Origin of the sequence: Rhizobium sp. WYCCWR 11146, from assembly GCF_013591995.1 — a bacterium.
Taxonomy (GTDB): domain Bacteria; phylum Pseudomonadota; class Alphaproteobacteria; order Rhizobiales; family Rhizobiaceae; genus Rhizobium; species Rhizobium indicum.
Genome location: NZ_JACCEY010000037.1, coordinates 190,254 through 203,217, shown reverse-complemented (window position 1 = coordinate 203,217; position 12,964 = coordinate 190,254). Strand labels below are relative to the sequence as shown.

Here is a 12,964-nt window from a genome sequence, read left to right as displayed (position 1 = left end):
CAGCGCTTTTTCGGTGTTTAGCCGAGTGGACCGAACCAGCTATTCATCGCCTCTTGCAAACCATCCTGCATCCTGTCACCCACCCAGGCCACATATCCGTCGGGCCGGATCAACACTGCCGTTGGCGCGGAGACCAAGCCCAGCGCCGGCAGTTCCCAGGCGCCGTCATATCCGGCGTCGACCAACTTGATGCGGTCCGACCACGGCCCGATTTCGAAGCTGCCGGGCGGGCCGAGGTTCAAGAACACGGGCCGCGCATCCTGGAGCAGCGTAAAGAGAGGCAGAGGACCATCAGGCGTGGTGAGATCGAGGTCAGGCATGCGGCGGCCGAGCAGCGGATGCCCCTCGCCGAACTCGTAATGGATCGCCAATCCGGACATTTCGGCAGCGATCCGTTTGCGCGGCTCCTCCATGCCAAGCAGCTCCGTTACCACGTCACGCAAGGCTTCGGTGCGATCGTCGGTCCGCTGCAACGCCACCTGCGCCATTGTCATGCGCAACACGCGGGCAGCAACCGGATGCCGCTCGGCATGATAGGTGTCGAGCAAGGCGTCAGGCGACGTGCCTTTCACCACCTGGGCCAATTTCCAACCGACATTGACGGCATCCTGCACACCGGTATTCAGGCCTTGCCCGCCGACCGGAGAATGCACATGGGCGGCATCGCCGGCGAGGAGTACCCGGCCCTTGCGGTAGGCCGTCGCCTGCCTGGACATGTCGGTGAACCTGGAAATCCAGTTGACACGATGGAGTCCGTAATCCGTTCCGAAGGCGGCAATGAGCGCTTCCTTGAGATCTCCGAGCGTCGGCTCTATCGTCGCGCCGGCATTCTTCTCGGGCACCATCAGGCCGATCGGACCTTCTTTGGCAAAGACGATCTTGCCGTCTTGGATTTCGTACTCCTCTCTGCCGAAGGCATAGATACCAAGGGCGGTGCGATGGATGCCCAACGGCGGCTCCTCTTCCATCTCTACTTCGGCCAGAATGTTGCCGGTCGTCGGATCCCATCCTTCAAACTCGATGCCGGCAGCCTTGCGAACCAGACTGCGGCCTCCATCGCAGCCGACGAGATAGCCTGCCCTGAGCAACGCGGCATCGGAGAGTTCAATGGTGACGCCGGTATCGTCCTGCGTGAAACCCGTTACCTCGAGGCCGCGATAGATCGGCACCGCCAGCTCGCTGACCCAGCCGGCCAGAATGCGCTCGATATGCTTCTGCCGCAGCGCCAGCCCGTAATTGTGCCGGGTCGGAAAATCGCTGATATCCAGACGCGTGACCGCAAACCCCGTGACCTGGGCTACCTGCCCTTCCGCGAGGAACCGGTCGACGATGCCGCGCTGATCGAGAACCTCGAGCGTGCGCGCACTCAGACCGCCGGCACGCGTACCGGCAAGCCCCTGGTCAGGGCGGCGCTCGACAATGGCGACGTCGACGCCCGCCAAGGCCAGCTCGCCTGCCAGCATCAGGCCTGTCGGCCCTGCCCCTGATATCACGACTTCATGTTCCCTCATCCGCAAACTCCCCTGTTCCGACGCACTCTTTCAGGATTCCAGACAGAGCTCGCCCCCACTGCTTCTCCCCAATCTCATCGCTTCTGCGCAGATGCCGATTTTCTCTGTCGCAGGTTGTTCCTCCTATAATAAGAGTTCTATACTGGTTGGAAGGACTTGCGACAGGATGTCGGGCTTGCTCTCCAAAGCCCTATTGGCTGCCACTTGCGGGTCTCTTGCTGAGGAGCCCAAGCGTTTCAATACGACCTAACCGGGTGGGCGCTGGATGCGGCAGGCGCCGTCCGTGGTCGTTGCTCTCGAAGCGGATCAATCAATCCTCGGAAAGAGGTATCTTACTGCGGAGCCGGAGCTTTTTGCGGAATCGTCTCGGCCGCCGGTCGCTCGGACGGATCGGCGGGATGGCCATAGATCGTGTAGGCGGCGCCTGCCAGCACCCCCTGGACGAGAAGAGCGAGCACGTACAACATCATTCCGCGGATGGCTGTCTTCGGTGTCTTATCCATGAGGGATCTCCAGGATTGCTCAGCGGTCAAATTCAATGCGAGCGCTTTTGGTTCCGACGCGGCGGTTGTTCACGTGAGTAGCATTCACGGAACGATCAGGTCCGGATTTTGTTTAATCCGCATCGTCATCGCTAGCGGAGGCCATCATGTGGGCAATCTTCACCGGAGCCGCTCTCATCATCGGCGGACTTGTTTTTCTCTTTACCTCGGTGCTTGGTCGAAGACCGAGTGATCCGCATAAAACGCCGCAAGGCGGCACCACGCTGGAACCACGGCGCCAAGGCCTCAGGTTCCTTGGGATATCGCAAAACTGGCCGGCGCTCGCCGTTATCGCACTCGGCGCCCTTCTCCTGGCTTTTGGCGGATATTCATGACATCCGACAGTCATCAGCCGGCTTAACTCCTTCGGCAGCAAAAACCCGGCTTTCACCGGGTTTTTGTTCAGTCATACCAAGTCTGGCATTACCAAGTCTGGCGACCAGACCAGTCATCGATGTCACGTTTAATACGGTCCTTTTCGATGCCATACCGCTCCTGGATCTTGCCTTCCAGTTGGTCGCGCTTGCCGGCGATCTGGTCGAGATCATCGTCGGTGAGTTTGCCCCACTGCTCCTTGACCTTGCCCTTCGCCTGCTTCCAGTTTCCTTCGATACGATTCCAATCCATGGTGGATTTCTCCTGTTGTTGATGAGGAGAAAACGGATCGCAGTGGAAATTGGTTCCTGAGTCTCAGCGGATTTCCGCGAGGCTCAATTCCAGCGGTAAAGACGCAAGGCGCTGCCCATGTCAAACATCCACACCCCAATGAAGAAAACCATAAATAATTCGTGAAGAACGAATAGATGTATGAAATATTTATCTATGCATAAAGAAAACACTCCCCTCCTCTTGTGTTATACTGCTCCACAGGGAGAACAACAATGGCACTCGATGTATTCGTGAACCTCTACAATTTAGGTGGCTTGGACGCACTTAACGTTTCTCTGCGAAGCCTGTCAGATGACGACAGGCTTGGCGCTTTACTGTCGCTTGAGAAGATGGGGTACGAAGTGATCTGGAATGCCCAGAGAAAGCCGGCGTCTGCCTATGTGTGGAGCGGGCCGAACGAGAACTAGTTGTCAGATTGGGACAAAGACCTATCCCGAAAATAGGCGCGAGACCTCACGACCTTGTGTCTCCCTTCATTCGCTTAAAAAGCAGATGTTCCACCCTCCTATCGATCCGAAGGAAGTGAGAGCGATCATGATCCTATCCCAGATAGCCGAAGCACAAACAGTGTTGGGCGACGAAGAGGTTGCCCTCTGCCAGAGAGTATTCGACCACATCAGTTCAGTGCGACGAATCACAACAGACACCGAGCGTGAAGATCTGGCTCGGCGGGTTATCCATTCGTACCAGCATGGCGTGAAGGATGAGGGCGCGTTATTGCGACTGTTGATCTAGGATCGCTTCTTTCCGTGAAATTTATACCGGCGCTTGCCAACCCGTTCATGATTGCGAAAAGCGATGCTTCGTGAGGCTCTCGCTTGCGGCAGGTGCGGATAGAATCCCGTGCACACGATGTCCAAAGAGATGATGACTTCGTCGTGAACGCCAATCATCACGTTAAATCAGATGGTGTGGCGTTTAATGTGCTAAAAATACTCTGTAGGCGGAGATGACACAAATCAGGGAGAAACAACGATGGCCGACTTAGGAGACCGCAAAAAGGCGATGGAGGATCAATACTTCCAAGACGCCGAGAGGTCCATCAAGCTCAAATCTCGCATGGACAAGCTTTTGGCGCAATGGATTGCAGGCCTCATTGGTCGGGATGATGTTGCGGGCTACGGCGCTGAAATCACTGATGCCCGCTTTAAAGGGGGTGGAGACGCTGGAGTTCTCTCGAAAGCTATGGCGGATCTTCAAGCGGCTGGTCAGAACGTCAGCGAGCAGGACGTGGCAGCAAAGATGAGTGAATTTCTGGTCGAGGCCGCTGGACAGCCTTAAGCACCAAGCGACCTGCACTGCGGGCGCGTTTCGTACGATATGTAGCCGTCGGCCTCACCAGCCGGCGGTTTTTTACATGCCCATGTGTCATGTGCCGTAAAACTGCGTCATGTGCCGTAAAGTGCGTAAAAGGGCCCCAATCACTGACGCCCTTTACACATACTACAGTATTGATATTGCTTGAAATTTTGGTGAGAGCGTCGGGGTTCGAACCCGAGACCTACTGATTAAAAGTCAGTTGCTCTACCAGCTGAGCTACGCTCTCCCTCTCCGCGGGTGTGACCACCCCGGCTGGAAGTGGGCGGAACATAGGCAGGCGACCCATTGCGGTCAACCGAAAAATTTGCCTTTTTCTGCGCCCGGCACATTTCTTGCGGGCGCAAAGACAAATGGCTTGCGTGCAAAGACCGATGTCCTGCACGAGCGAAGACAGATTTCTTGCGCGCGCAAAAAGGTGATTGGCAATCGCTTGGCTGCAAAGCTAGGAACATCACGCAGATTGCAGCCGGAGAGAATGCGTGTCGATTGCCGATATTTCCCTGTGGAGCGCGCTCATTGCCGGGGCGCTTTCCTTCCTGTCGCCCTGCGTGCTGCCCCTCGTTCCGCCCTATCTCTGCTATATGGCCGGCATTTCCGTCGAGCAGTTCCGCGGCGGCGGTGCGGTGGCGGTGGCGCCCGACGTCAGGCGCGGCGTCTTCTTCTCGGCTCTGCTGTTCACGCTCGGCTTTGCCACCGTCTTCGTGGCACTCGGCGCCGGTGCTTCGAGCATCGGCATGGCGCTTCGCCAGCATCTCGACCTGCTGTCGAAGATCGGCGGGCTGATCATCATCGTCATGGGGTTGAATTTCCTTGGCCTTTTTCGAATCGGGGTGCTGGCGCGTGAGGCGCGCTTCCAGGGCAGCGGCAAGCCGGCGACGCTGACAGGCGCCTATATCATGGGCCTTGCCTTCGCCTTCGGCTGGACGCCCTGCATCGGCCCGGTGCTCGGGGCCATCCTCGGCATTGCCGCCTCGCGCGAGACGGTCGGCTCCGGCGCCGGGCTGCTCGCCATCTATTCGCTCGGCCTTGCCATCCCCTTCTGGATCGCCGCCGGCTTTTCCGGCGCCTTCATGCGCTTCCTGTCGCGCTTCCGCCGCCATCTCGGCACGGTGGAAAAGGTGATGGGTCTGTTCCTCGTGCTTACCGGTCTCGCCTTCCTGTTCGGATGGGTCAGCAATGTGGCGATCTGGTTCCAGCAGACGTTTCCGATCCTGATGCAGATCGGCTAGGCCACCGGCTGCCGATTTTCCAGGCCATGGTGCAGGTGCGTGGGCTCCTCCGCTTCCTCCCGCGCTGTCGCGTCGTGTGTTGAAACCGACGGGCAATGCGGCTTTTTGCGGGGCCCATCGAGAAAAGCGTCCCACGTTGCGGGATCGCCCATTGGTCAAAGGGACAGCGCTCGCAGAACATCTGGCATCCGCACGCCGACGCTGCCATAAATGGAGCTTCATCGAGGGAGGCATCGTGATGCAGAAGAATGCGCCGGACTTCAGCCTTGAGGGCAAGGTGACCTTAGTGACGGGAGCGAGCCGTGGCATCGGTCGAGCTTGCGCACTTGCCTGTGCCGCAGCAGGTTCCGATATTGTTTTGGGGGTCCGCGATGTCGCAGCGTCGGCGAGCCTGGTTGCCGAACTGGAGGGCGCGGGACGAAAGGTTCTGCCCGTTGAACTGGCCATTCCCAATAAGGCCCATATCGCGCAAGCCGTCGACGCGGCGCTTGCGACGTTCGGTCGGATCGACATCCTCGTCAATAATGTCGGCGTGGCTCCGGGCAATCTCGCGGAACTCGTTGAGGAGAAGGATCTTGACGAGATACTCGATGTCAACATCAAGGGTACCTTTCTGATGACGCAGGCTGTGGGCCGCCACATGATCGAACGCAATGGCGGCCGGATCATCAACATCAGCTCACAGGCCGGTACCGTGGCACTGCGCGGCGAGGCAATCTATTGCATGAGCAAGGCGGCGATCAATCACCTTACGCGCTGCCTCGCAGCCGAATGGGCACGCTATGATGTCACCGTAAATACCGTATCGCCGACGTTCATTCACACCGATGGCACAGCACCGTTTCTATCCGATGCCGACAATCGCGAAGCGACGCTCGGTCACATTCCGCTCGGCCGGATCGGTGAAACCGATGATGTGGTGGGCGCCGTGGTCTTCCTTGCATCCCCGGCCGCGAGCCTGATCACCGGCGCGAACCTGCTGGTGGACGGTGGATGGTCCGTCGCCTGAGATCGAGGCGCCCCTGCAGTGCAAGTCTTGTCCAGACGAAAACAACGAATTGCCGGACAAGGATCGCCCTACGTCATCGGCAAAGGCGCTGGCGATGCTGATCTAAGATTTCGACCAGCATCAATAGCTCTCACGCAAACTGGCCACGAATTCGGCCCGGAGCGAAAGAGTGGTCGAGCAGAAAGACTGTCACCGAGGAGTTCGATCTCTTGGCGACTTGCGGACGCCAATGAGGGATCTACATTCCCTGGATGAAAACCTTCGAATCCGACAACGGCTCTCGGCAGAATTCGCTTCGTCAGGTGCTGCGAAGGCTCGATAGGGCCGACGGCAGGCAGGCGGTCACCTTTCGGCTGGTATTTGCTGCCATTGACGTCGCCATTCTCGCCTTCTTCCTGCTCGGCCCGTACCTGCGATCCGGTCCGTCCTATCTGATCATCGACTATGCGATAGCAGTGTGGATCGCCGCCGAGATGGTCGGCCGGGCGGTCGCCGCATACTCTGTGCGCGAGTGGATTCGGCGGCCGATGACCTGGATCGACTTCGTGGTGTTGGCCACGCTGTTGCTGCCGGACCTGCTCTTCAATTTCGCTTTCCTGCGGATCATGCGGCTCTGGGCGATCGGCACGAGTCCGCTGCTCAAGGACTTGCTGCGCAAGGCCGGCTATTTATACCTTCTCGACGTCGTCCGGGCGGTGATCAATCTGCTTGTGTTCCTCTTCATGGCAACCGGGTTCGTCTATACGTCCTTCTTCTACAACAGGGAGGGAAGCGAAGGATTCGTCGATGCGCTATACTTCACGGTCGCGACGGTGACGACGACGGGATTCGGAGACATCACGCTTCCGGGAACGCTGGGCAAGCTCACTTCCGTCGTGACGATGATCGTAGGCATCTCCCTATTCGTCAGGCTTGCTCAGGCAGTCGTGCGCCCTCACAAAGTGACCTATTCCTGCCACCGATGCGGCCTTCAGCGCCATGACGCCGACGCCGTTCATTGCAAGGCGTGCGGAGAGGTCTTGAACATACCGGACGAGGGATCGTGACCGTCGATCCTGGCTAGACGATACGCTAGGAATTCGCACGCAGTCGTCGTCTGAGAGGGCGCCCAGGATCGTATTGGGACAACCAATGAACGTGGATTCTTGCAAGCGAGCCACGTCTTCAGGTTGGAGCACAGCCCCGCAGATGTTGTTGTGCCAGCTCATTGGTTTGCGCCGCCCCGGCGCACCATTTCAAATCGGGTCCGTCGGATTGCAGCCCGCCCATGCCGGGGAGCACGCAGCCGCCGACATCATCCTCTCGCGAGAGGATTATCCGCATCGTGGGCTGTTGCGAGACCGGTCGCCAGTTCATACGTTCTGTCATCCAACCTCACAGGAGCAGAAGATGCAGATCGACCTCACAGGCAAGACCGCTCTGGTTACCGGATCCACCGAAGGCATTGGATACGCAATCGTCCGCCAGCTCGCGAGGGAGGGTGCGGACGTGGTGGTCAACGGCCGGTCCGAAGAAAAGACCGCGAAGGCCGCCGACCGGCTGAAAGGTGAAGGCGCCAAGGGAAGCGTGACCGCGGCGGCAGCGGATCTCGCAACCGCTGGCGGATGTGACGCTCTTGTCGCCCAAGTTCCTCACGTGGACATCCTCATCAACAACGCGGGCATCTTCCAGCCGCTAGACTTCTTCGATGCGGACGACGAGGTATGGGACCGCCACTGGCAGGTGAACGTCATGTCCGCCGTCAGGCTCTCGCGCGCATATCTTCCGGGCATGCAGAAGCTCGATTGGGGCCGCGTCATCTTCATCGCGTCGGAATCCGGCTTTAACATACCGGTCGAGATGATCCACTACGGTGTCAGCAAGACCGCGGACATCGCGGTTGCCCGCGGCCTTGCCAAGCGGATGACCGGCACGGGCGTCACCGTGAACTCCGTCCTTCCCGGCCCCACGCTGTCCGAAGGCGTCGAGGCGATGCTCGCCGAGGAACGTGCGAAGACAGGGAAACCGATCGAGGAGGTGGCGGCGGATTTCGTCAAGAAGCACCGCGCCGGTTCGATCATCCAACGCGCCGCGAGCGTCGAGGAAATTGCCAATCTCGTCACCTATCTGGCCTCCCCTTTGGCGTCCGCCACGACTGGAGCTTCGATGCGCGTGGACGGAGGCCTGATCGACACGCTCTGACGCACTCCACCGACCGGCCACTGCACCGTCTTCGTTGGAAGTTGTCTCCGCGATGCGCTGCGGTGGCGGGCTATTTTGGCGGCCTTTCCAAAGCCCTCCAATTCTCACCCTTTCGCAGACCAGTAGCTTATCGAAAAGACGGTGCTCGAAGTAGCCTTGATCTTTCGCGCGCCTACCATGGTCCGTTGGCCCGGCAAGGTGCCTCCCGGCAGTCTGCAAAACGGCATCATAACCGGCCTCGAATGGTTCCCCACATTCGTGGCCGCCGCCGGCGATCCCAACATCATTGATGAGCTTAACCTCAATGCGTCGTCTCCGAAACCACGGCACGTCAAGGAACCGCTGGCGACCGCCAAGGTTTAGCCTCGAGACCATCAGCGCAGATGAGTTCAATGGAAAACGCAACGAAAGACTTGGGCGAACAACGTCGACGGCTCGATGGCCGTTGCGTCGCGGCAATCGACCACTACCTTGGGAATTCAGCATGAACATCGAGACGATAATTTTCGGGCCGAGCGACTGGGTCCCGAACAACCCGCATCTTCCTGTATTGCTTTACAGAGGGCTGTTTGCCGACGGCGGACCGACCGATTTCGAACGTCGCTTCGCGGCAAACGGTTGGACAGGCATCTGGGCAAACGGTGTCTTCGATTATCAGCACTACCATTCCGGTGCCCATGAAGTGCTGGGGATTGGACTTGGTAGCGCCACGCTGCTGATTGGTGGTCCCGGCGGTCAAGCAATAGCGGTGGCGGCCGGAGACTGTCTGGTGCTTCCAGCCGGGACAGGGCATCAGAATCTCGGCTGCACGTCGAACTTCCAGGTCATCGGCGCTTATCCTAGGGGACAGTATGCCGACATTCAGACTTCGGCTGCTTCTAGCGAAACGCTGACGAAAATCTCGTCAGTACCCTTACCCCACACCGATCCCGTTCAAGGACCATCGGGATTTCTCATCGAGAAATGGCGGTAGCAGGGCTTGCCGCGTTCGCCAATCTGATCGACGCCGCCCCCATCAGCACCACGCCGGCAGCAAAAAGCGAGGCCTGCACCTATGCCGAGGTATGGCTCGGCCTGTCCCTCGACCCACTCGCCCTTATCCCTCGACCCAATCGATCGCAAACACGCCTCCATGTAGCGTCGTCGATGCCGCGCATAGGCGGCCGGTCAGAAGGAGACAGACATGAGCCTCGAGACAAGCATGAGCCAGGAAAACACATTTCATCCCGGTAGACCCCCGCTCGACGAGTTGGTTCCGTCGCGCTATGCGCTGAATATCGGCGAGATTGAGGTGCTGGTGGTCAGCGATGGGGTGCTACCGCTCCCAACCGCGATGCTGGGACACAACATCGATCCCGCCGTCCGAGCGGCCTGGCTGAAAGACATGTTCCTGCCGCCGGACGCCTTGGATTGGGCGCTGAACGTGGTCGTGGTGCGCAGCGGCGACCAGACCATACTCCTCGACGCCGGGCTGGGGCTCGACCCGGACTTGCACCTGCCGAAGGCCGGGCAGCTGATCAAGCGACTGGAGGCCGCCGGCATCGATCTTGCGTCGGTGACCGACGTGGTCCTGACCCACATGCATATGGACCACATTGGCGGGCTGCTCGTCGACGGGGTGAAGGACCAGCTGCGTCCGGACCTGCGGATCCACGTGGCGGCGGCCGAGGTCAAGTTCTGGGAGGCGCCCGATTTCTCCCGGGTCTCCATGCCGCCGGGGTTCCCGGACGCGCTTCGGGCGACCGCCAAGCGGTTCGCCAAAGAGTATCGCAGCCATTTCAGGCTGTTCGATGACGAGTACGAGGTGGCGCCGGGCGTGGTCGTCCATCGCACCGGCGGCCACACCCCCGGGCACAGCGTGATCCGCCTGGCGTCCGGCGGCGACCGGCTGATGTTTGCCGGCGACGCCGTGTTCGCGGTGGGGTTCGAACACCCCGACTGGTTCAACGGCTTCGAACATGACCCCGAGGAGGCGGCGCGCGTTCGGATCCGTCTTTTGCGGGAGCTGGCGGAGACCGGCGAGCAGCTGGTGGCCACTCACCTGCCGTTCCCGTCCGTCGGCCGGGTGGCGTTCGACGGCGATGCCTTTCGTTGGGTGGCGGCCTTCTGGGACTATTAATCGCTTGTTGGGGGTCGTAGAGCGTGTGCTCATCGCGTGAATGAGTCCACGCTCTACTGGTTTGTTTTTGAGCAATTCCGAACGCTAAACCACTACACATTTTCACTCGGAATTGCTCTTGTTTCTGTGCAATTCCGGACGAAAACCGCTACACACTTTTGCTGGAATTGCTTAAGTCAGATCCTGACCCGCCCATCATCCCCGCGCCCTGGAAGACCTCTTGGCCGATATTGTCAGCCTGCTATTGCCGTTCTTCGGCCTGATCCTGATCGGTTACATCGCCGCCAAGGCGACGAAGCAGCCGTCCGAAGCGCTCGGCTGGCTGAATACCTTCATCATCTATGCCGCCCTGCCCGCTCTGTTCTTCAAGCTCGTCTCGCGTACGCCGATCGAGGAGCTGACGCGGGTCGATTTCATCGTCACCGATATCGCGGCGACCTATGCGGTCTTCATCCTGCTTTTCGTCATCGGCCGCGTCGTGCGCGGCAATTCGCAGGCCGATTGCACCATCCAGTCCTTTGCCGGCGCCTATGGCAATATCGGATATATGGGGCCGGGCTTGGCACTCTTGGCGCTCGGCGAAGGCGCGGCCGTGCCGGTGGCGCTGATCATCTGCTTCGAGAACGCGCTGCATTTCATCGTGGCGCCGGCGCTGATGGCCGCGGCCGGCGACGACAAGCGTTCAACAGGCCAACTCGCCGCCGATATCGTGCGGAAGGTCGCGCTGCATCCCTTCATCCTGTCGACGGCGCTGGGCTTTGCTGTGGCCGCCTTGCACATCGACCAGCCGACGGCGTTTCAGCGCTTGGTCGACTATCTCGCCCAGGCGGCAGCTCCCTGCGCGCTCTTTGCCATGGGCGTGACGCTGGCGCTCCGGCCGCTGAAACGGATCCCGGCTGAGATCTCCTATATCGTGCCGGCGAAGCTGATCCTGCATCCGATCGCGGTTTTCATTGCGCTGACAGCGGTTGGTGGTTTCGAGCCGGTCTGGATCCAGGCGGCCGTGCTGCTTGCCTCACTGCCGACGGCGACCAATGTCTTCGTCATCGGCCAGCAATATGGCGTCTGGCAGGAGCGTGCCTCGGCGACGATCCTGATCACCACCGTGTTTTCGGTGGTGACTGTCTCGCTCTGGCTGATCGTGATCCGATCAGGCCTTCTTCCGCTTCAGCTTTTCCCGTAGCGCATCCGGAATATCGCGAAAGCCGCGGCCGGGCTCGATGCCCTCGCGCATGACGATGTTGCGCAGCGGGTGTATGGACGAGAGGATATGCAGGCCGGCGGCCCGCAGCATCTGGACGGGCAGGAAATCCGAAAGCAGCGAGCGGTTGAGGATATCGACGCTTGCCGTGCGCGTCATGATGTCGGCGCGGCGCCTGCGGTCGAAGCTTTCGCCGGCATCGGCCGGCACCGGCAATTCCGCCCTGTCGCACAGGATATCGGCAAGCGCCATGATATCGCGCAGGCTGAGGTTCAGCCCCTGCGCCCCGATCGGCGGGAAGACATGGGCGGCCTCGCCGATCAGCGCGATCCGTCCCTTGCCGAAACGATGCGCCATCATGCCGGAGAGCGGCCAGACCTGGACGCCCTCTTCGACATCAACCTTGCCGAGCATGGATTGCATGCGCGCCTCGACAAGGGCGCTGAGATCGGCAAGCGGCAATTCCATCCGGCTCGCCGCCTCGGCCGGATCCTGCACCCAGACCAGGCTGGAGCGGCTTCCCGGCAGCGGAACCTGGGTGAAGGGGCCATGTTTGGTGTGGAATTCGGTCGAGATATTCTGGTGCGGCAGCGAATGGGCGAAATTCAGCACCATGGCCGATTGCGGATAGGACCAGTTGCGCACGGTGATGCCTGAGGTCTCGCGCAGCTTCGAGCCGCGGCCATCGGCGCCGACGGCAAAATCGGCTGAAAGCGTCTCGCCGCCGGTCAGCGTAATCGAGACAGCCTCGGCCGATATGTCGATCGATTCGGCCATATCGCTGAAACGGGTGATATTGCCCTCGCCGGCGGCAGCTTCTTCGAGAATGCCGGTCAGCGCCCTGTTGGGGAAATTGTAGCCAAAGGCATCGAGGCCGACCTCGGCCGCACGGAAAGTCGTGGTCGGGGCGCGCAGCAGCCGATCGGTACCGTCGACGATGCGCATGCTGGTGAGAGGGGCGGCTGCGGGGCGGAGCTTTTCCCAGAGCGCCAGGCGGTCGAGGAAGCGGATCGATTGATCCATCAGCGCCGTGGTGCGCCGATCCTCCTTCGGAGCGAGGGGTGCCACCAGCGCGACATTGCGACCGCCGCGCGCCAGCGCGATTGCGGCGATCATGCCGGCGAGACCGCCACCGATCACCGCCACTTCGAATCTCTTCATGCTACCGTTCCGTCAAGGTAAA

At 60.2% G+C, this 12,964-nt stretch carries 16 protein-coding genes and 1 tRNA gene; 12 read left to right on the top strand and 5 right to left on the bottom strand.

Annotation, left to right across the window (positions count from 1 at the left end):
* Positions 1-17: 17 nt before the first annotated feature.
* Together HX899_RS28625 and HX899_RS28620 are read right to left on the bottom strand one after the other, a co-directional pair.
* Positions 18-1,511: an FAD-dependent monooxygenase gene (locus tag HX899_RS28625; RefSeq protein WP_181293958.1), complete on the bottom strand. Its 1,494-nt coding sequence runs from the start codon at positions 1,509-1,511 to the stop codon at positions 18-20.
* Positions 1,512-1,843: 332 nt separating this feature from the next.
* On the bottom strand, positions 1,844-2,014 hold the full coding sequence (locus HX899_RS28620) for a hypothetical protein (protein ID WP_181293957.1): 171 nt from the start codon (positions 2,012-2,014) through the stop codon (positions 1,844-1,846).
* A 146-nt stretch (positions 2,015-2,160) separates the two neighbouring features.
* On the opposite strand from HX899_RS28620, the gene HX899_RS28615 reads away from it, so the two are divergent.
* Positions 2,161-2,388 (top strand): hypothetical protein, encoded by a 228-nt coding sequence (locus tag HX899_RS28615; protein WP_181293956.1) that lies wholly within the window; start codon positions 2,161-2,163, stop codon positions 2,386-2,388.
* An 88-nt stretch (positions 2,389-2,476) separates the two neighbouring features.
* Here the strand turns inward: HX899_RS28615 and HX899_RS28610 are convergent, their stop codons facing one another.
* A complete protein-coding gene (locus HX899_RS28610) occupies positions 2,477-2,680 on the bottom strand; it encodes a CsbD family protein (RefSeq protein WP_012757373.1) in 204 nt (67 codons plus the stop codon).
* Between the two features lie 254 nt (positions 2,681-2,934).
* Between HX899_RS28610 and HX899_RS28605 the strand changes: the two genes are divergently transcribed.
* From HX899_RS28605 to HX899_RS28600, 3 genes are all read left to right on the top strand, one after another.
* Complete coding sequence (locus HX899_RS28605; protein ID WP_138329540.1) at positions 2,935-3,129, top strand: hypothetical protein; 195 nt, start codon at positions 2,935-2,937, stop codon at positions 3,127-3,129.
* A gap of 127 nt (positions 3,130-3,256) precedes the next feature.
* Positions 3,257-3,457: a hypothetical protein gene (locus HX899_RS35290; protein WP_138329542.1), complete on the top strand. Its 201-nt coding sequence runs from the start codon at positions 3,257-3,259 to the stop codon at positions 3,455-3,457.
* Between the two features lie 240 nt (positions 3,458-3,697).
* Positions 3,698-4,003 (top strand): ATPase inhibitor subunit zeta, encoded by a 306-nt coding sequence (locus HX899_RS28600; protein ID WP_138329544.1) that lies wholly within the window; start codon positions 3,698-3,700, stop codon positions 4,001-4,003.
* Between the two features lie 189 nt (positions 4,004-4,192).
* On the opposite strand, the gene HX899_RS28595 is transcribed toward HX899_RS28600, so the two are convergent.
* Positions 4,193-4,268: transfer RNA gene (locus HX899_RS28595), tRNA-Lys, on the bottom strand.
* Between the two features lie 253 nt (positions 4,269-4,521).
* Between HX899_RS28595 and HX899_RS28590 the strand changes: the two genes are divergently transcribed.
* The 8 genes from HX899_RS28590 (at position 4,522) to HX899_RS28555 (ending at position 11,763) form a co-directional block, all read left to right on the top strand.
* The gene (locus HX899_RS28590) at positions 4,522-5,271 is read left to right on the top strand and encodes a cytochrome c biogenesis CcdA family protein (RefSeq protein ID WP_181293955.1); all 750 of its coding nucleotides are present in this window, start codon (positions 4,522-4,524) and stop codon (positions 5,269-5,271) included.
* A 238-nt stretch (positions 5,272-5,509) separates the two neighbouring features.
* Entirely contained in the window at positions 5,510-6,280 is a 771-nt protein-coding gene (locus HX899_RS28585; RefSeq protein ID WP_181293954.1) for an SDR family NAD(P)-dependent oxidoreductase, read from the top strand.
* A gap of 251 nt (positions 6,281-6,531) precedes the next feature.
* Positions 6,532-7,326: a potassium channel family protein gene (locus HX899_RS28580; protein ID WP_138329548.1), complete on the top strand. Its 795-nt coding sequence runs from the start codon at positions 6,532-6,534 to the stop codon at positions 7,324-7,326.
* Positions 7,327-7,669: 343 nt separating this feature from the next.
* Entirely contained in the window at positions 7,670-8,461 is a 792-nt protein-coding gene (locus HX899_RS28575) for an SDR family NAD(P)-dependent oxidoreductase (protein WP_181293953.1), read from the top strand.
* 141 nt (positions 8,462-8,602) lie between these two features.
* Positions 8,603-8,824, top strand: coding sequence for a hypothetical protein (locus tag HX899_RS28570; protein WP_180193656.1), 222 nt, complete (start codon positions 8,603-8,605; stop codon positions 8,822-8,824).
* Positions 8,825-8,945: 121 nt separating this feature from the next.
* On the top strand, positions 8,946-9,434 hold the full coding sequence (locus HX899_RS28565; RefSeq protein WP_181293952.1) for a cupin: 489 nt from the start codon (positions 8,946-8,948) through the stop codon (positions 9,432-9,434).
* Between the two features lie 210 nt (positions 9,435-9,644).
* Positions 9,645-10,580 carry an MBL fold metallo-hydrolase gene (locus HX899_RS28560; RefSeq protein WP_181293951.1) on the top strand — a complete coding sequence of 312 codons (936 nt, stop codon included), beginning with the start codon at positions 9,645-9,647 and terminating at the stop codon, positions 10,578-10,580.
* A gap of 220 nt (positions 10,581-10,800) precedes the next feature.
* Positions 10,801-11,763, top strand: a complete 963-nt coding sequence (locus HX899_RS28555; RefSeq protein WP_181293950.1) for an AEC family transporter — start codon at positions 10,801-10,803, stop codon at positions 11,761-11,763.
* Here HX899_RS28555 and HX899_RS28550 read toward each other — a convergent pair.
* Positions 11,731-12,942 carry a UbiH/UbiF family hydroxylase gene (locus HX899_RS28550; protein WP_181293949.1) on the bottom strand — a complete coding sequence of 404 codons (1,212 nt, stop codon included), beginning with the start codon at positions 12,940-12,942 and terminating at the stop codon, positions 11,731-11,733. The two genes, HX899_RS28555 and HX899_RS28550, sit on opposite strands and share 33 nt — an antisense overlap.
* Between the last annotated feature and the right edge of the window lie 22 nt (positions 12,943-12,964).